This is a genomic window from Phocaeicola dorei, from assembly GCF_013009555.1.
Lineage (GTDB): Bacteria > Bacteroidota > Bacteroidia > Bacteroidales > Bacteroidaceae > Phocaeicola > Phocaeicola dorei.
The window spans coordinates 4,958,492-4,979,666 of the sequence record NZ_CP046176.1; the positions used below are offsets into that span (position 1 = coordinate 4,958,492).

Below are 21,175 nucleotides of genomic sequence, written 5' to 3' on the forward strand. Positions count from 1 at the left end.
GAAAACTGATATGAAAAATAACATAAAATTAACAACCTGGCTGGTAGGTAGTCTGCTTACCTTCTCCGCCTGCACAGATCTAAATGTGGATCTTAAGTCCACTTATACCGAATACCCGGATTCCGAAATTGCCAAGGAAGCTAAAATGGCAGGTTTGTATTATGGATTCGGCGGAGCATTAGGACGTCGTTATATGGAAGCTGCCCTGCTGTCTTCCGATGAGTTCATGGCAGTAACATTTGGTGGTAACTGGTATGATGGCGGCAACTATATCCATTCCTCTCTTCACGCCAGCCTTCCAGGCGACGCACACGTGGACTGGGCTGGTGATATTCCGGCTGCAATCACAAAATGCAACCAAGCAATTTTTGACTTGGGTGGAGAAGATGAAAACAATGCCGAACAGGAAGCCTTGATTGCTCCGGCACTTGCCATGCGTGCTTTCTATCATTTTATTTTTATGGATACATTCGGAGCAACTCCCAAATTAGACCACTTGATCGGCGATTCTGAAGCTATCGACCGTTCTCCCCGTTCCGAAATTACAAAATTTATCGAAAGCGACCTGCTCCGTGCTTTGGCTTCCGGCGGTTTAAAAGAAGATGTTGATGCTTCCACTTATGGCAAACCAACCAAATGGATGGCTGAGGCTCTCCTTGCCAAACTCTATATAAACTGGGCTGTTTATACCTGTGATGATGTAGCTACTTATGATCCAAGCATGACTAATTCCAAATTGAATGATGTCATAAAATATTGCGATGATATCATCGCCTCCGGTCATTTCAATCTCAGTGATGGTTATCGCAAGAAATTCATGCCAGACAACGGCTATCAGATTAAGGATTTCATCTATGCAATGCCATACCAAAATAATGAAACATCAACCAGAGCCAATACTTACGCCCGTTTCCAATTCTGGCCTAAATTCAACAATGATGGTGCGGACGGTAAAGGACTGTTCGGCATAACACTATCCCAAAATGCCGGAGGCATTTTCATCGTTACTCCCGAGGCGGCAGACCGTTTTTGCCTGGAAGGAGATGAACGCAATGAGATCATCATGAAAGGTGCGATCAACTATTATGACATCAGCACACATACAATGGGAACAGAACCTTATATATACAACGGACAACAAGTTGTCCTCACCAAGAACATCACCATCTTGAATGACCAAATGGATCTTGGAAATGACTTGAACGCATGGTGCCAGGGATACCGATGCATCAAATGGGCTATTCAAGCAGACGATTATAACCTCTATAACCGCAATCAAAGCAATGATGTACCTATCCTCCGTTATGCAGATATTCTGCTGATGAAAGCAGAAGCTATTCTACGGGGGGCAACAGCCACTAACGGCGACACGCCACAATCCCTATTCAACCAAATACGCAGCTATTGTAACGCTCCATTATTAGAGCATACTCCTTCATTAAACGAGTTACTTGAAGAGCGTGGCCGTGAATTTTATGCAGAGACATGGCGACGTAATGATCTAATCCGTTTTGGAAAGTTCGAAGACGACTGGGGATATAAAAATCAATATCATCCGGAAGCTCAAACCGAAAAATGGCGTAGGATCTTTCCTGTATCTGTCGGCTTGATGAATTCAAACACCAACTGGAAGCAAAATTACGGTTATTAATAAATTAAATAAGTTTTTATAAGGGCTTGTTACAGCAAGCTCTTATAAAAACCTTTAAAGCAAAAAATAATTCATGAAACTTCATCAAATCTTATTGCTTCATATTGCGACATCTATCTTGGCATTATTCCCATCTCCTATATATGCCCAAAAAATGATGTACCAGGACTCTATCGAAATCGTAGTACACAGAGGAGCGAACCATATAGCGCCGGAAAACACCATTCCATCAGCTCTAGCTGCATTGGAACATGGAGCCGGCTGGATAGAAGTGGATGTGCGCAAAAGTAAAGACAATATACTTTATAATCTGCACGATGAAACTTTGGACCGTACTACCAACGGTAAAGGTCCCATTCAAGATATGCTATCCAAAGATATTGAAAAATTAGACGCCGGCAGTTGGTTTAGTTCTCGATTTACCGGCATTCACGTACCCCGTATAGCCGAAATGCTAGACACCCTACAAGGAAAGGCACACATTTTTTTTGATGTAAAACGAGGAACTCCGATAAAAGATTTGGTTATATTAGTACGCCAAAAAGGATATGAAAATAAAAGCTTCTTCTGGTTTGCAGACTCTGAAATGCTGAAAGAATTTATCAGAATCGCTCCGGAAATGAAGATTAAAGTAAATGCCTCCAATATAGCGGCTCTGAAGAAATGGATGAAAATATGCACCCCGGCCTATGTAGAAACAGATATCCTCAATATCACCCCTCAATTCAAAGAATTCTGCAAAAGCAATCATATCAAGATAATGGCTGCTATTCAGAATGCGAGTGAAAAAGAATATAAAAAAGCGATTGAAGCCCATCCCAATTTAGTCAATCTGGACCGGCCGGAACTCTTTGTAAAAATGCTCCGTCAGGAGATTAAAAAATAACCCTTTTCCAAGAAGAGCCATGAAAAGTACCCTATCTTATCTGCTGATTCTATGTAGCCTGTTCATGTCTTGCACCGGACATCAGGAAGAATCCCTATTGTCCTATGTAGATACCCGTACGGGAACTGCACCGAGCGTAACCCATACCGCAGGACTTTTCGGCAAAAATACCGAAGAGTACGGACAGACGCTGCCTGCCGTCCTAGAGCCCAACGGAATGAACTTTTGGACTCCCCAGACACAAGATACAGAAATAAAATGCAAGGCTCCCTATTATTACAAAGATAAGAAGATACAGGGGTTCCGCAATTCACATTGGATTGTCGGAGGGTGTACACAAGATTACGGTTCCATGACCTTGATGCCTGTATCGGGTACACTGAAATATCTCCCCCAAGACCGAGGAAGCCTGTTCTCTCACCAAGAAGAAACAGCAACGCCTGCCTATTACTCCGTCCTTCTCAAAGATTATTCCATTTTTGCAGAAATGACCGGACGTTCCCGTTCAGCCATTTTCCGATTCACTTATAACCAACCGGAAGATGCTTATCTCATAGTCAATCCTAACAGCGATGAAGGAGAAGGATATATTGAAATCGATACTATAAAAAAACAGATACGCGGATACAATCCCGTACACCGTATCTATCAAGGCTGGGGAGCCCCCGCCGGATACAACGGGTACTTTGTCATTGAATATCAAAATGAAATAGAGGAATATGGAACATTCCGGCATGACAGTCTCTTCGCCGGACAACGACAGATAGCCGATGGAACAGGTATAGGTGCATATCTCCGGTTCAAAATACACCCAGAAGAACCCGTATTAATCAAAGCCGCTTCCTCTTTTACTGACATGGAAGGCGCTCAAAAGAATCTGGACACCGAGATACCTCATTGGGATTTTGACCGCACCCGGCAGGAACTGAACTCCATCTGGGAACAAAGGCTTTCACAAGTTACAGTACAGACAAACAGCCGAAACGATAAAGAAAAATTTTACGGAGCACTCTACCGTGCCTCATTCCTGCCACGTACATTCAATGATGTAGACGGGCGCTACCCTTCTTTCTCCACAGGACACCCGTTCAGACAATCAGCCAACGGTAGAAATTACTATGAAGATTACAGTATGTGGGATACTTACCGCGCTCTCCATCCGTTAATCAATATCCTGACCCCAAAGAAAGCCGGAGACATGATGCAATCATTGGTGGACAAATATGAACAAGGTGGCTGGCTGCCTATATTCCCTTGTTGGAACAGTTATACCGCAGCCATGATAGGCGATCATTGCATCTCCGCACTGGGAGATGCCTATATCAAAGGAATCCGTAATTTTGATATCAACAAAGCTTGCGAAGGAATGCTCCGGAACGCATTCAAGACCCCCTCCACCTATGAAGAATACAAAAACGGAATGGGACGACGCGCCTTGAATTCTTATCTGAAATATGGATACATTCCTTTGGAAGACAGCGTACCGGAAGCCTTTCACACCTGCGAACAAGTATCACGTACTTTAGAATATGCATACGATGATTTCGTATTGGCCCAAGTTCTGCAAAAGTTGGAAACATCAGATGATAACTTTCCTGATCCACAAAAAACAGAACTTTATGATACACTAATGATACGTGCACGATATTACCGTAACGTAATAAACCCTGGCACCGGATATGCCCAAGGCAGATACGCTGACGGCAGTTTCCTCAGCGATACCGGTAACGCTTTTTCCTTCACCCGCTTCATCACCGAAGGAGCTCCCTGCCACTATACTTGGTATGCTCCCCATGATGTATACGGACTGATGGAATGTATGGGTGGAAAAGAAAAATACATCGCCAAACTGGATTCCATGTTCAGCGAACACCGCTACTGGCACGGCAACGAACCTTGCCACCAGATAGCCTACCTCTTCAACTATGCCGGACAGCCTTGGAAAACCCAACGCGAGGTGCGTCATATTATGGAAACAGAATATCTGAATGCTCCCGGTGGACTGTCAGGTAATGATGACGCAGGGCAAATGTCTGCCTGGTATGTATTTTCTGCTATGGGATTCTATCCGGTATGTCCCGGTACACCTTATTATATAATAGGAAGCCCTTCTTTTCCCCGGATGAGCATCTGTTTGGAAAATGGAAAGACGTTCACCATACTGGCCCACAACGCTAATGAAAAGAATGTATACATCCAGTCGGCGCGCCTGAACGGAAAAGAGTATGACAAGAATTACTTTACACATCAGGATATAGTACAGGGAGGAACGTTAGAGTTCCAGATGGGACCGAATCCGAACCCGAACTGGGGAGCATCTACCCTCAGCCTACCTCCAGAAACAATGAAATAAACGTCAAAAATAAAAAAACATAGATATGAAGAAACAACCTATTATCAGCCTCTTATGCTGCTTTCTGTTATTCGTAGCAGGATGCAGCACCCCCCATCAGGGAAATACGTATGACATTATAGCCTTTGGAGCAAAAGGAGATGGCAAAACAGATGATGCTGCCGCCATACAACGTGCTATCAATGCCTGTTCCGCTGCCGGTGGAGGAACCGTAATCATTCCTGCCGGACACACCTTTCTATGTGGCCCACTGCAACTGGCATCCTATGTGAATCTCCATTTGGAACCCAACTCCCGATTGCTAGCCAACCCCGATGAAAGCATCTATACAGAAAGCGCATTCCGCGAAAACCGTGGCGAAGGAATGATGTGGATCAGTGGAAAAGACTTAAAACAAATATCCATTACCGGTACAGGAGAAATAGACGGAAACGGAATCGCCTTCATGGGCAAAGAACTGGATGATTCCTACGAACTGAAGCCCGTCACTGATTTTGATCCACGCCCACATGTGCTTACCCTTATCAATGTGGAGAAGACCGTTATCCGTGACATCACGATCCGGAACAGTGCTTATTGGACAGTACATCTGATAGGCTGTTATGATGCTTTGATTGACGGCATCTCTTTATTGAATAATCTAAAAATACGTAACGGTGACGGTATTGATGTGGATCACTCCAAAAAAGTACGTATAGCAAACTGCTTCATTGAATCGGGTGATGACTGCATTTGCCTGAAGAATCGTCGGGAATTTGAAGAATATGGCTCTTGCGAAGATATTGTAGTGACTAATTGCGTCATGACTTCACGCTCATGCGCTATTAAGATAGGCTCGGAAAATATGGACAAGATTGATAATGTATTATTCAATAATTGCATTATCAAAAACAGCAACCGGGGCATCGGCATACAAAACCGGGATGAAGGTACTGTGAGCAATGTCATTTTCTCCAATATATTAGTAGACTGTATGTTCTATTCTGATGTATGGTGGGGTAAAGCGGAACCTATCTATGTCACCTCATACCCTCGTGCCGTAGGCAATCATAAAGATGCAGGCTGGCGTTTCCCCAAAGGTGCAACGAAAGGACACTCGGGAGAAGTCAGCAACATTTTCTTCAATCAGATTAAATGCACTAGTGAAAACGGCATTTTCGTAGGGGGAGACACTCCGGAGAAGGTGCACCATATCTATTTTGATGAAATAGATGTCAAGTTGTTAAAACGTACCGATTATGAAGGCGGTGTGTATGACAAACGTCCTTGTAACGGAGATGGTTTTGTATATGACAAGACTTATGCTTTCTATCTGGACACCGCTTCGGATATTCGGATTACCGGCTGTAACATTTATTGGGCCTTCCCTCAATTGACACAAGCCGGAGGAGATATCAAAGAGAAGAATACAATACGTGTAAAAATAAACAAGAAATAATTATGACCCACATTCCATTCAAAGTTTCTTTGTTAAGACTGGTCTTCCTGCTGCTGCCCGTGACGGTCGCGGCACAGGAAGCCAGACTTTCTGATTACGTAGATCCCAAAATCGGTTCGGAAGGACTGGGACGGGTATTTATCGGTCCCTCCTGCCCTTATGGTATGGTGAAACCATCGCCCGATTGCACTGTCCATCCCAATAGTGGTTGGCTGCCTATGCCCGAACAAGTCAACGGTTTCTCCCAAGTACACGTCAGCGGGACAGGAGGAGGTCCTAAATATGGCAACATACTTGTCATGCCTTTTGGCAAAGGTATGGATCAGCTCAATCATATAGACTATCGCAAAGATGAAACAATCCGCTTGGGCTATTATGCTACCGAATTCCAGAGAACAGGCATATATACTGAAATAACAACTGCTCCACGCGCCTCATTCTACCGATTCACCTATCCCGAAGATTCCTTAAAATCCCTGTTGGTTGACGCCGGCTTCTTCCTGGGTGAACAACCGACCCCCGATGCCCGCGAAGCACAACAATTTGTAGGTTCGGAAATTCAAATCATATCCGATCACGAAGTAATGGGATATACCCGTATTCGCGGAGGTTGGAATAACGGACGTGCCTACACCGTTTATTTTTATGCAGTAACCGACCATCCCTTTGTACAAACGGCCACATGGAAAGGAAACCAGATCAGCAATGAACGATACCAGCCAGACTCCCAACAAAAAACCGGAGCTTTGTTGCGTTTCCCTTCTTCTGCAAATACCATTCAACTGAAAGTCGGAATTTCATTTATCAGTTCTCTCAAAGCCAGAGAGAATGTATGGAACGAAATACCTCATTGGTCATTTGAGGACACCCGGCAAGCCTTATTGGCACAATGGGAAAACTTATTGCAACGCATTGATATAGCCTCAAATACACCCGAAAAATATAAGCGTATGTTTTATACCGGTATCTATCATACCATGTTAATGCCTGTAGACCGTACCGGTGAAAATCCATTATGGAGTGATCCGGAACCTTATTATGATGATTTTTATGCTATCTGGGACACCTACCGCACCTCAACTCCACTTATCACACTGATTGACCCTCAAAGAGAAACAGACATTGTACGTTCACTGATCAATATCTATAAACGGGACGGCTACATGCCTGATGCACGAAGCGGAAATTGTAACGGACGGACACAAGGCGGCTCCAACGCCGAAATTGTTATAGCCGATGCATTTGTAAAAGGACTACCAAACATAGATTACCATCTGGCTTTGGAAGCTATGCTGAAAGATGCGACCATACCGCCCGGAGGTAACGAAGAAGCGGAGGGAAGAGGCGGACTGATTCCTTATCTGGAATTGGGATATATTCCATACGGTATTCCCCGAGCCGGAAACCGCACAATAGAATACTCCTATTGTGATTATACCATAGCCTTAGTAGCAAAAGGACTAGGCAAGACAGACTTGTACCAGCAATACTTGAAACAATCTTCCAACTGGAAGAACTTGTGGCGGGCCGATTATGAACATGCAGGAGTCAAAGGATTCATACTTCCCCGGGATAAAGAAGGAAACTGGTTAGACAAAATACCTTTCGGAAACTCCCATATCCAGAAACCCACCTTCACATATACTCCCGTTACCTTTGAAGGTCCTTGGTATACTCCTTGGTGGAACATGTTCTTTTATGAAGCCTCCTCCTGGGAATATTCACTCAGCATTCCGCATGACGTACCCGGACTCATTGAACAATGTGGCGGAAAAGAGAAGTTTGACGAACGGCTGGATATTTTCTTTGACAAGGGTTTCTTCAATGTGAATAATGAACCCTCCTTCCTCACTCCCTGCCTATACCACTGGGTAGGGCGTCCGGATAAAAGCGGCGACCGCATCCATGAAATTATCCAGAAAAACTATAATGACGGTTCTGCCGGTCTTCCCGGAAATGATGACTCCGGAGCCATGTCATCGTGGTTGGTATTCCACATGATGGGGTTGTACCCCAATGCCGGACAAGACTATTATTTAATCCATACCCCTCTACTGACAGAGAGTCGTTTCCATTTACAGGAAGGCAAAACATTCACGATCAAAACCGAAGGGCTTTCCGAAAAGAACAAGTATATCCGGTCGATATTATTAAATGGAAAGAATTATCCATATTCCGCCATCCGCCATAATGATATCATCAAAGGAGGCGAGTTGGTTTTAAAAATGGGCCCCAGTCCCGGTAACTGGGGGAGCAAACTATTTCCTGAATCTAAAGAGTAACATACGATGAAGAAAAAACTTTTTATATACTTTCTGCTTATCGGCAGCCTGATGGGAAATGTAATGGCACAAGATATCATTACCAACCCTCTGTTATTTGTATTTAAACTGCATGGACAAACCCGAAAGTACCAATTTACTTTCAATCAGTCCAACGACACCCTTTATCTACATTGGGGAATTGAAAGAAACACCCGATGGCAATCAGGCAGCTACGCCATGCCCCAAGAAGCTTTAAAAACGGCGGTCAGACTAAGCTTCTTACAGCCGGAAGACGGACAGCATATCTGTCTCCCCATTCAAGAAACCTTTGCCCTACTTTCAGCAACCGCTTTTCAGGAATTGAAAAGCCAAAAGGCATTTCATTATAATCAGACAGAATACCAACTGGCTGATACGAAGTCACAAGCTATGGGCTATTCCTTACTGCATGTAAACGACTCAGTAGACGGATGCGAAATGTGGATTATGGATAATCCGGATTTCCCTCTGATATGGGAAATACAAAATAATCCGCTCGGCATCAATTGGAAAGTAGCCCCCGTAACTCTCCCCCCACACAATCTGAAAGAAGAGATCATCCACAGCCCGGAAAAAATGGGCAGCATCTATTATGCTTATCCCACACCAAACGGCATACAAACTCCGGTACCCGAAGGTTACAGTCCTTTCTACGTCAGCCATTACGGACGCCATGGGTCCCGCTGGATGACTTCGGACGAACGTTATCTAGAAGTCATTCGTGTTTTTGATACGTTTCACAATAAATCAGGACTTACCGATTTAGGTGAAGATGTGAGGCTCAGACTCCAGAAAGTATGGGAAAATGCCCGTGGGCGCGGAGGAAACCTGACCCCATTAGGAGAACGACAACATAAAGCCATTGCCAAACGGCTTTATCAACAATATCCCCATATATTCCGGGACAGCGCCAACATATCAGCACGTTCGAGCGTTTCCGTACGTTGTATCATGAGCATGTCCGCATTCACAGAACAACTGAAAGAACTAACCCCCTCCCTCCAGATCACCCGCGAAGCCAACCAAAGACACATGGACTACATTGCCTATACTTCACCCGAAGCCGAAAAGCTGGGTTCGGCAAGTGCGCCATGGAGAACAGCTTTCCATACATTCGAAGAAAATCATATTCATCCGGAACGTTTAATCACTTCACTTTTCAAAAATCCCAAAGAAGTCAGGAATCCCCGCGAGCTCATGATGGGACTTTATTGGATTGCTTCCGACATGCAAGATGTAGAGTTGCCTCTATCCTTTTATGATTTGTTTGAAAAAGAAGAATTATTCGGTATCTGGCAGTCTGTGAATTATCGGATGTATATTTGCAATGCCAATGCTCCCGTCAATCAGGGAGCAGCCCCCGAGAGTGCAAAATCTTTATTGAAGAATATTATAGAAAGTGCCGACCGCGCCATCCGTGAAGGAACTCCTTGCGCCACCCTCCGTTTCGGACATGATACCAACCTGATCCGTCTGTTGGCACTCATGCAAGTAGAAGGATGCTCCAATCAAGAAACAGATCCCGACCGATATTACCTGGCCTGGCAAGATTTCCGTGTTTCACCTATGGGAGCCAACCTTCAATTAATCTTTTTCAAGAATAAACAAGGAGAAGTTATTGTAAAATTGCTACATAATGAAAATGAAGTCAAATTACCCATTGACAGCCCTATTGCTCCTTATTATAAATGGGAAACGGTGAAAGCAGTCTACAATCATTTATAAACATACAAATTGAGAAACAGCAACTTTCCTTCAAAGTCCAATCTCCCCATTAACTAAGGCTTTTCTTGCCTACAATTAAGCCTTTTCTTACGGTTACCTACTACAGACTCCCTCAATGGACCGTAGAGTCCATTGCAGCAGACTGTATAGTCCACCTAAGCAGACCTTACAGTCCACTGGCGGAGTCTGTAGCAGATGACTGTAAAAAAAGGCTTAACTATATGGAAGAAACGGCTTACACAACCACTCTATTCCGGTTTTATCTTTTTCAGATAATCAGAAGGAGCCATACCGAATTCATCTTTAAAACACTGACGGAAATAGACCGTACTGTTAATTCCCACCTTGAATGCGACCTCTGAAATATTGTATTTCCCTTCTAATAACAGACGTTCCGCATATTGCATCTTTATTTTGCGGATATATTCATTGGTGGAAAGTCCGGTCAATGCCTTCATCTTCCGATATAGGGTAGAATTACTCATACACATGGCGTCCGACAAATAACCGATATCAATTTTCTCAGAAGAAAGACGATCTTCAATCAGCTTGTTAATCTTCTCAAGGAACTCATTATCCAATTTATTCATAGACTCGGTTACTGCCGCACGTTTGTCAATGAGTATGGGATTCGTATTAAAACGCTCTGCCAACAACTTGCGGGATTCAAGCAAATTATGGATACGGCTATGCAACAAAGTAGCACTGAAAGGCTTTGTCAGATAAGAGTCAGCACCTACTTGATACCCTTCTTCCTTATCTTGCAAAGAATCCTTTGCCGTCAGCAAAATAATGGGAATATGGCTGGTACGCAAGTCTTCTTTCAATTTCCGGCACATCACGATACCGTTCATCACCGGCATCATGATATCACTGACTATAATATCAGGAATGCAGCCCAACGCTTGTTCCAAACCTTGTTCACCATTGGCGGCAGTCCTCACTTCAAAATCGTCCGAGAAAGATTCTACAATATAATCACAGATGTCCCTATTATCTTCCACTATCAGCAGAATACGCTTACCACTATGCACAGGTTCTATATTTTCTTCTTTTTCGTCCTTTTCATCGGAAGTTTTCTCCGTCGAGTCAGCATGCAGCACATGAGGATACGTGTTATCCGTCAGCAGACTGACATAAAAAGTACTTCCCACATTCAAAGAACTTTCAACCCTGATCTCCCCCTCATGCAAAACTACCAGGTTCTTTACCAGAGCCAGACCAATACCTGTTCCTGAAGCCTGATGTTCGCTTCCCTCTTGATAATAACGGTCAAAAATATGAGGCAATGCATCGGGAGCAATACCGAAACCGGTGTCACTCACACTGATTTCCGTATGGTGTATATTATTCCGGACCACCTGATGTAATCCTAAAGTTATAGTTCCTTTCTCTGTATATTTTATAGCATTGGAGATCAAATTATCCAGTATAATCGTTACTACCTCCTTATCAAAAAACAAAGACATATCTTCCTGCTCAATCTCAAGACAGAAATCAATCTCAGGTTTCCGGTTCAATTCCTTATACTTCAGTCCGATCTCGTGTACAAGGGCTGCCAGATTGTCACGACTTACACATAATTTCTTGTTTTGGGTTTCCGTTTTTCTGAACTCCAGTATCTGATTAATCAGGTTCAACAACCGGATGGCGCTTTGATGGATAACCGATATTTTCTGTGAATCTTTCCCTGATAAAGAATTACTTTTCTGCATATCTTCCAACGGTCCCAGAATCAACGTCAAAGGGGTACGCAACTCATGTGTGATATTGGTATAGAAACGTAAACGCTCATTATTCAGCTCCTGTTCCTGCTCATGATTTTTCTTCTCCAACTCATAGAGAGACTCCATATCCAGTTTCTTTTTATAGGCATGAAGAATAAAATACAGGACAGAAACACCCGAAAGAATATAAAATAACTTGGCCCACCACGTAAGCCATACAGGCGGGTCAATACGGATATCCAGAGAAGCTATCTCATCCGCCCATTCCTGATTCCGTATTCTTGTCTTTACCTGAAAACAATAATTTCCCGGAGGTATATTACGGAAAGTCACATTATTAGGATCGGTTACTGTATACCATGAATTTTCCAACCCTTTCAACATATAAGCATATTCCACTTGATCGGCCAAGGCATAATTCTGTATATTGAAGGTGACGCTGAAGTTATTTTGCATATAGCTTAAACGTACTTCCGACTGGCCTTCAAGCGCCATCACCTTTTCATTACTGTCCGTATCACGCAACGGGCCGAATATACGCATCTCCGTAATAATTGCAGCAGGTGACTCTCGTTTTTCCAATACCTGATCTGGATTAAAACGGCATAAGCCATTGATTGAGCCAAAATAAAGTGTTCCATCCTTAGCTTCCGCCACACTTCCACTCATGAAATTGCCCATAGGCACATTATCCCAATGATCGTAATTATAGAAAACCTCCTTGTCTTTCAACAAGCAGCTGATACCTTTATTGGTGCTCACCCATATATTTCCATGATTATCTTCCGTAATGGCACGTATATGGACATTGGACAAACCCTCCTCACTGCGATATACTTTATAGTCCCAACTCTGAGAGGATGGAAAACAAACCAGACCTTCTCCCGTTCCTATCCACATTCTGTTCTGACTATCCATATAAACAGTATTGATAGTATTAGAGGGAAAAAGAGAAGTCACGTTAAAAAGTTTAACGCACTGAAAATGTTCATCAAAAACCCCTAATCCTCCTCCGAAAGTACCAATCCATAAACGATTAAGATTATCTTTCGAGATACATCTCACCAGATTATTCTCTACTGTATAATGATCTGCAATGCCTTTATCATGCAAGCGTACCTTATAGATGCCATTACTAGTTCCTATCCATACATATTCTGCATCTTCATACAGTGCACGCACATCTTCCCCTGTTTTATCTTTAGGAAAAATCTGGTGAAAACTTTTCTTTTTCACATCATAAAAATCCACTCCTCCCATAAACGATCCAAACCAAAGGTTTCCTTCCGAATCACAAAGTGCAGCCTGTATGGAATTATCAGTCAAATCACCGGTTTCTTCTTTATAAACCGCCACCCGCTTGCCTTTATCAAATACATTGATGCCTCCCCCATCGGTTCCGATCCATAACTTTCCATCCCTTGCTACGCATACACTACTTGCTGTCTTATTATTCAGGCTACTACCCGAATGCTGGATAGGAGAATAACTATAAACATTAAAATAGGAAGATTCATGGCTAAGAAAATTAATTCCACCTCCCCACATACCAGCCCATACATTTTTAAAGGAGTCCTGAAACAAACAACGTACAGTAGAATTAGAGAGACTGTATTCATCATCCCCTTCCTTTATATATTGAAAACGCACTTGGTCAGGAGAAAGAAACATACGTTGCGTTAAATCCAAAATGGCTATTCCTCCAAATTCCATGGCAATCCAAAGTTTATTCCCATCAAATTGTCTGATATCAAATACGGTATGAGGAACCCCGTCCTCACTATGATGAAAATGGATAAAATTTTCGGCTTCCGGATTGAACAGTGCCAGCCCCCGGTCTGTTCCCAGCCAAATATTACCGCTTAAGTCCTTATAAATGCAAGTTACCCCATTACCTGGCAAACTGACCGGATCTTCAGGGTCATGCATAAAGTTCTTTACTTTTTTATCTTTAAGAGACAACACACTGAATCCATGATGCACATGCCCCATATACAACTTTCCATCTCCTCCATCAACAACCGACCAAATATTATCGCTAGCCAATCCCGGAACTGTTTGAGTATTGTAATGAATGAATTTTCCAGCCTTTTTATCGAAATAATCTACTCCCCGCCAATATGTCGTAATCCAAAGATTACCATCTGTAGCTGCCACAATCTTAGTAACATCATCCGTTATCAGACTTTCGGGGTTCTCGCCATCATGCCTATAGCAAAGAAAAGTGTTATTTACATAGTCATACGCATTCAGACCGGCCCTTTGCGTGCCTATCCAAAGGATAGAATCCTGAGGATCATCCAACAAACAATTCAGTTCATTGCCTGTTATACCCTGCCTTGTCAAATCTTCATTCTTCAAATAAGTAATGAAACGGGTACCATCGAATTTGTTCAACCCTTCCTCCGTGGCAAACCACAGAAAGCCCTGTTTGTCTTGAGCAATGCTCACCACATAATTATTGGATAATCCCTTCTCTATACCAAGCTGCTTAACAGAATAAGGTTGTGCCAATGAAACAACCGGCAGCAGCAAGAGCCAAAGTACGAATATCTTTCTCATAGCATCAGTGTACACATTGTTAAATAATATGGTTCAAAAATACAAATAAAGTCTGTATTTTAGATACATAAATCATGCATTGCAAGATTTACCTCCCTTTTCTGCAAGATTTATATCAGGATTTTAATTCTTCTTCACGTACATTTGCACCACTAACGAATTTAATTCGTCCTCTATTAGAGTAGATGTTTAATCTTCAAATACTAATAAAATATGAAAAAGAAACATTTGTATGGTGCCATGTTATGGGCTTTTCTTGTAACTGCAAACCTATGTACGGGATGTAGTGATGATAACGACTACCCCGATGTAGACGGGCAAAATCCAACAATGACATTAGCAACAGACCACATCGAGTCCGGAGCGGGACATCGATTTACTATTGAAGGGACATTAGAAGACAAAGACGGTATTGCTTCTATCAGCCTACAATGTGCCGACCTGCATTTGAACAAGACAATTGATTTAATCGAAATCTATGGTGCTCCGCAAGAGAGTTATGATTTAAGTTATTACTTTGACATAAACCGAAATGAAATCGGCGAACGTTTCACAGTCAAAGTTACTGTAACCGATGTAGGAGGACGCAGTATATCTCAAGATGTATTAATCACAATGGACGGAGATTTTGCAGCTCCGGTATTTTCTGCTGCCCCGGATGCCACTGTTACAGTATTAATGAAAAATGAAACGAAATTCAATCTTCGGTTCACGGCTACAGATGATCGTGCATTGGATTATGTCACAATTAATATTCCAGGTATAGACGGGTTTGACAACCGCCGTGTAGATGCTGATGGAAAAAGTTCATTGAACTTTGCCGAAATAATAGTATTCCCCAATGAACCGAAAAGTTATAATGTGACAATTACCGCTTTTGACAAGAAAGAAAACTCAACCACTACCACCAGTGTATTGAATATCTCAGAAATGCCGGATTTTCCCAAAATGTATCTGGCAGATGTGGCAACTGCCGAAGAACTGAATAGTGATATATTCGGGGTACCGATGGTAATTGAACATACAGGTGAATATCAGTATAAAGCAAATTATTACTGTCAAAAAGCCGGAACTAAAATATTCTTCTTACCACAAAAGAGTGACTTCACTCCTATTTGTTTCGGGCTTGATCCAGAGGATAACACCAAACTGACAGACGATCCCGAAACAGCAATGCCAATCGTACTTGACCAAGCCAATGTTTATTATGAAATTAATATTGATGTGAAGAACAGTACATACAATCTGAAAACTTACTCAATTGCCGATGCTGTAGACCCCATACCTCACACATACGGTTCTATCAGCCTTGACACATGGGGTGACGGTGGTTCGTGGTTACAGGAATTCTATTTCGGATATATGACCAGTAGCCCAACTGAAGTCCTGCGTTTCACTCAAGATAAGACCAATCCTCACCTGTTCTATTTGGATACCCCCCTATTCCTGGAGGCAGGTACTAAAATGAATTTCGTTATTCATAACTGGCACTCCGACGGATGGTGGAATTATTGCACGTGGCGTGTAGACAACTCAGACGAACCGGAGATCTTCGGATATTATGGTAAAGAAGCCAAATATACCAATCCGGCATGGACCAAACCCGATCATGTAGGTGACAATTGGGCAAAACCAACAGTGAACGTCACAGGGAATTATAAACTTATATTCGACGCTCATTTGGAAAGAGCTAAACTCATTCCGGCCAATTAACAAGTAACATTAGATTTAAGATATGAAAAAGCAAATATTATTATTGTGTCTTGCGCTGACAAGTCTATGTAGCTATGCGCAGACCATCACTGTAAAAGGTGTAGTAACCTCGGCTTCAGATAAAGAACCGATGATTGGTGCAACAGTGCAAGTAAAAGGTACAGGTACAGGTACTATTACAAGTATTGATGGTGATTATTCACTAAACGATGTTGCCAAGGATGCCGTACTTGTGTTCTCCAGCATAGGATATGAGACTCAAGAAATAAAGGTAAACGGACAAACCGTTATCAATGTAGTGCTGAAAGATGCCAGTGAATTACTGGACGAAGTAGTGGTTATTGGTTATGGAGCCGTGAAAAAAAGTGACCTGACCAGTTCTATATCTACCGTAAAAGGAAAAGAAATTACCGAAACTGTAACCGGTAATGCAATGGACGCCTTGCAAGGTAAAATCAACGGTGTTCAAGTAACCAGTGGTGGTGGTCCGGGCGCACAACCAAAAGTTCTAATCCGTGGTGTAACAACAGTAAACGGAACCGATCCTTTGTATGTAGTAGATGGCATGCCGGTAGGTACAAACATCAACTTCCTAAACAGTAATGACATTGAATCTATGGAAGTTTTAAAAGACGCTTCGGCTGCTGCCATTTACGGAACACGTGCTTCTAACGGTGTCATTCTAATCACAACCAAAAAAGGAATGGCAGGAAAAACAAATATCAGTTTTAATGCATCTGCAGGTTTCCAAACATTGTCAAAACCCAAAATGGCTAATGCCGCCGAATATAAAGAAGTATTCAATACCCGATACACAAATGACGGAGGAACTTCTATTTGGAATGATACAGGCGCTACTACCAATCCCGGAGGAACAGACTGGTGGGACGAAGTAATCAACAAAACTGCTTTAGTGCAAAATTACTCACTCAATATCTCCGGTGGTTCAGACAAACTGGTTTATAACCTGAGTATGGGTTACTACCGTAACAATTCACAATATGACTATGGTTATTGGGACAAAATCAACGCACGCCTTAATACAGAATATACATTTAATAAATATGTAAAAATGGGTTTCGACATTGCCCCACGTGTAGAATCATGGGATGATACCCCCGATCTTTTTTCAGCTGCCATGTCTATGGACCCCACAACTCCTATATTCAAGCCGGAAGATCAATGGGTGGATAACGAATTCAATAACTATCAGCGTTCTTACAACAACCAGGAGTGGAACCCTGCCGGTTCATTGGCTCGCCAAAATTCCCACTCCCGTGAAATGGGTACAATTGTAAATACTTATTTACAGATAAACCCTATTCAAAAACTGACCCTGCGCACGCAGTTCGGCGCTAATGCACACTTCCGCCGTACAGACAAATTCACTCCTGAATTCTATATTGATGCTTTGGAACAATCTACATTAAGCAATGTTTCCCGTGAAATGCAGGAATGGCTTGATTGGAACTGGACTAATACTGCTACTTACATCACGACTTTTGCAGAAAAGCATAATATTAATGTAATGGGTGGCTTTACAGCTGAACGCTTTGCTGAATTCCAATCAAAAGCCTCACGTGACGATGTGCCTAATAATATGGATCAAATGCAGGAAGTAAATGCCGGTACACAAAACCAAAAGTCAGAAGGTAAAACTGCTTACAGCACATTAGTATCTTATTTAGGACGCGTGATGTATAACTATGACAATCGTTACTATCTAACAGCTTCTATTCGTGCAGACGGTTCTTCTCGTTTCCCCAAAGGAAACAAATATGCCATCTTCCCTTCTGTTTCTGCTTCATGGCGTATCATCAGTGAAAGCTTCATGCAAGACCAGAAGATTTTCAGTAACTTGAAATTACGCGGAGGTTGGGGACGTGTAGGTAATCAAAACATAGATAATGATGCTACGCTGACTTTGTTAGGACAATCTGATTATGTATTTGGTACAACTCCAGGACGTGTTTCAGGTACTATGGTATCAGGCGTGGGCAATAATTTGCTAAAATGGGAAACAGTAGAAGACTGGAACGTAGGTGTGGATATGTCCTTCCTTGACTCCCGTCTAGACATGACCTTTGAGTATTTCCAAAAGAAATCTTCTGATATGCTCTATCAGAAACAAAATATCTTCGCCATCGGATACCCCGACTGGAACAGTACAGTATGGATGAATATAGGTAGTATGAAAGCTAGCGGTTGGGAATTAAGTCTGAACTGGCACGACAAAGTAGCAGACTTCCGATATAATGTGGGGGTGAACCTTTCCGCAGTGAAAAATAAAGCTGTTAAATTCTCCGGTGACGGTCCTATCCAAACTGGAGGTTTCAACAGCGACCAAATTATCCGTAATGAAGACGGTGGCTTGATTTCACGCTTCTACGGCTACGTAGCCGATGGTATTTTCCAAAATTGGGATGAAGTTTATGCTCACACCAACGAAAATGGCAAGCTGGTACAATCCAATGCCCAACCCGGTGACATCCGCTTTAAGGATTTGAATCATGACGGAGTTCTAGATGAAAATGATAAAACATGGATCGGTAACCCATATCCCGATTTGATGGTAGGTTTGAACTTGGGTTTCAGCTATAAAAACATCGATTTCACAGCCAACTTCTATGGTACATTCGGTAATGATATTTTCAATAAGACCAAAGGTTTATACTCCGGCGTAAGTGGGCAAAACGTTTGGGCAGGTACATTGCAGAAAGCATGGCATGGCGAAGGAACCAGCAACGATATTCCTCGCCTGTCCTACAATGATTTGAATCAGAATTACACACGCGTTTCAAGTTTCTTTGTAGAAGACGGCTCTTATATGCGTTGCAAACTATTACAAGTGGGTTACACACTCCCCAAGAAGTGGTTGAACGGAACCGAATTGCGTCTCTCATTGTCGGCTCAAAATCCTTTCACTATCACTAGCTACTCAGGTATGGATCCTGAACGTCCACAGATTGGTAAAGATGGCAGTGTAATTGAAACCGGTATTGACGGCATCGCTTATCCTAACCCACGTACTTTCTTATTTGGAATTGATTTAAGATTTTAACCCTCAAGGTATAAACCATGAAAAAGATATTAACAATATTAACAATGATTGCCTCGCTGACATTCACTTCTTGTGAGGATTTCCTAACAGAGGAAGTGCGCGGGCAACAAAATTTGGATACTTATTTCCAAAGTGCAGAAGAAGCCGAAGCATTTATTACTGGTTGTTACCAGGCCATTACTTTTGGCGGATGGTGGAATATCAACACAGTATGGTTGCTTTCCGAGATGTGTAGTGATGACGGTTGGATGGGCAATACCAGCCAAAGTCAAAGTGACTATATTTCTTTGGCCCACTATCAAGGTACCGGACAAAGCAATGGTGCCATCTCCAACTTTTGGCAGTATCGATACAAAGGCATTCTACGTTGCAATATCGCAGTAGAACGCATTTCACAAGCTGATTTCTCAGATGAAGAAATGAAGAACCGGCTTGTAGCCGAAGCACGTTTCCTCCGTGGATACTTCTATTTTGAACTTGTGAAGAATTTTGGTGGTGTACCTCTCATTACAGGCTTCCTGTTGCCCGAAGAAATACAAGGTATTACCCGCGCTTCGGCCGAAGATGTATATAAGTTCATTGAAGATGATTTAAAAGCCGCTGCTGGTGTGTTGCCACAACGTAGTCAATATGCTGCTACAGATATGGGACGCGCTACCCGTGGAGCTGCATTAGGCCTATTGGGAAAGGTTTACCTCTACCAAAGCAAATGGCAAGAGGCACATGATGTATTGAAAACAGTCATCGACGAAGGTGAATATAAATTACTCGACAACTTCGGTGATGTATGGGATGTTGACCATAACAATAGCGAAGAAAGTCTGTTTGAAGTACAATATATGTATGATGGAACTTATGCATTGGGTGGTTCTTTGACTGTTATTACCGGTGCCCGTAGTGGCCCCGGCGACGGATGGTCTTGGGGACAGCCAACCGCCAACCTTGAACAAGCCTACATCGATGCAGGAGATACAGAACGTTTACGTTGGACCATCATTAAAACGGGTTGTACAGAAATTGCCGGAGAGAATAACTTCGACAAGTTCGTTGAAAACAACACAAAAATCGCCAATTATAAAGATTATATCGAAAAGTACGGTTGGGATCCCGAATGTTATATTATAGATCCGTCACAACATAAATCAGCACGTATTGTCCGGAAGTATTTTGTACCTATTGAAAAACGTCCGGAAGTATACAATATCGACAAAATTCCATTAGATCATCGTATCTTACGCTATGCAGATGTATTGTTGATGTATGCTGAAGCCTGCAACGAATTGGGCGAAGATGGTACAGCACGTACCTACCTTAATGAGGTACGGAATCGTGTAAAATTACCTGCTGTCACATCCAGTGGGAACGAGCTTCGCAAAGCTATCCGGCTAGAACGTCGTTTGGAACTGGCATGGGAACAAAACAGAATCTATGATATCCGCCGTTGGACAGATGACAATGGCAAGAAAATGATTTGTAACCTGATGGGAGCAAACGGTACATTTGTAAAATACAATACAGATCCCGCTACCCGCGACATTTACGAATGGGAAAATCAAGGTGAGGCAAGTGATAAAGGAATCAGCTTCAACGAAAACCGGGATATGGTATTCCCGATACCTTTATATGAGATTACAATGTCTAATGGTTCTATCACCCAAAATCCGGGCTGGAATTAATCATTTTCCAAAAAGAACAGATTGTTACAGGAATTAAACATTCAATAGGTCTTTATATTCTGTCGCGGATAGTTTGCTAG

10 protein-coding genes are annotated in these 21,175 nt (G+C 42.5%); 9 read left to right on the plus strand and 1 reads right to left on the minus strand.

What is annotated here, in order from left to right; translation table 11 throughout:
* Positions 1-10: 10 nt before the first annotated feature.
* From GKD17_RS20370 to GKD17_RS20395, 6 genes are all read left to right on the plus strand, one after another.
* Complete coding sequence (locus GKD17_RS20370) at positions 11-1,651, plus strand: RagB/SusD family nutrient uptake outer membrane protein (RefSeq protein ID WP_007839009.1); 1,641 nt, start codon at positions 11-13, stop codon at positions 1,649-1,651.
* Positions 1,652-1,724: 73 nt separating this feature from the next.
* Entirely contained in the window at positions 1,725-2,537 is an 813-nt protein-coding gene (locus GKD17_RS20375; RefSeq protein WP_007839010.1) for a glycerophosphodiester phosphodiesterase family protein, read from the plus strand.
* 19 nt (positions 2,538-2,556) lie between these two features.
* Entirely contained in the window at positions 2,557-4,890 is a 2,334-nt protein-coding gene (locus GKD17_RS20380; protein WP_032936861.1) for a GH92 family glycosyl hydrolase, read from the plus strand.
* A gap of 25 nt (positions 4,891-4,915) precedes the next feature.
* Positions 4,916-6,328: a glycoside hydrolase family 28 protein gene (locus tag GKD17_RS20385; RefSeq protein WP_007839016.1), complete on the plus strand. Its 1,413-nt coding sequence runs from the start codon at positions 4,916-4,918 to the stop codon at positions 6,326-6,328.
* A 2-nt stretch (positions 6,329-6,330) separates the two neighbouring features.
* Entirely contained in the window at positions 6,331-8,610 is a 2,280-nt protein-coding gene (locus GKD17_RS20390; protein WP_007839019.1) for a GH92 family glycosyl hydrolase, read from the plus strand.
* 6 nt (positions 8,611-8,616) lie between these two features.
* The gene (locus GKD17_RS20395; protein ID WP_007839021.1) at positions 8,617-10,356 is read left to right on the plus strand and encodes a histidine-type phosphatase; all 1,740 of its coding nucleotides are present in this window, start codon (positions 8,617-8,619) and stop codon (positions 10,354-10,356) included.
* A gap of 248 nt (positions 10,357-10,604) precedes the next feature.
* Here the strand turns inward: GKD17_RS20395 and GKD17_RS20400 are convergent, their stop codons facing one another.
* On the minus strand, positions 10,605-14,645 hold the full coding sequence (locus GKD17_RS20400; protein ID WP_007839023.1) for a hybrid sensor histidine kinase/response regulator transcription factor: 4,041 nt from the start codon (positions 14,643-14,645) through the stop codon (positions 10,605-10,607).
* Between the two features lie 213 nt (positions 14,646-14,858).
* Between GKD17_RS20400 and GKD17_RS20405 the strand changes: the two genes are divergently transcribed.
* The 3 genes from GKD17_RS20405 to GKD17_RS20415 are packed head-to-tail and all read left to right on the plus strand — an operon-like array spanning position 14,859 to position 21,095.
* The gene (locus GKD17_RS20405; protein ID WP_005844552.1) at positions 14,859-16,358 is read left to right on the plus strand and encodes a hypothetical protein; all 1,500 of its coding nucleotides are present in this window, start codon (positions 14,859-14,861) and stop codon (positions 16,356-16,358) included.
* Between the two features lie 22 nt (positions 16,359-16,380).
* On the plus strand, positions 16,381-19,419 hold the full coding sequence (locus tag GKD17_RS20410; RefSeq protein WP_007839026.1) for a SusC/RagA family TonB-linked outer membrane protein: 3,039 nt from the start codon (positions 16,381-16,383) through the stop codon (positions 19,417-19,419).
* Between the two features lie 17 nt (positions 19,420-19,436).
* Complete coding sequence (locus GKD17_RS20415; RefSeq protein WP_007839031.1) at positions 19,437-21,095, plus strand: RagB/SusD family nutrient uptake outer membrane protein; 1,659 nt, start codon at positions 19,437-19,439, stop codon at positions 21,093-21,095.
* Positions 21,096-21,175 lie beyond the last annotated feature (80 nt).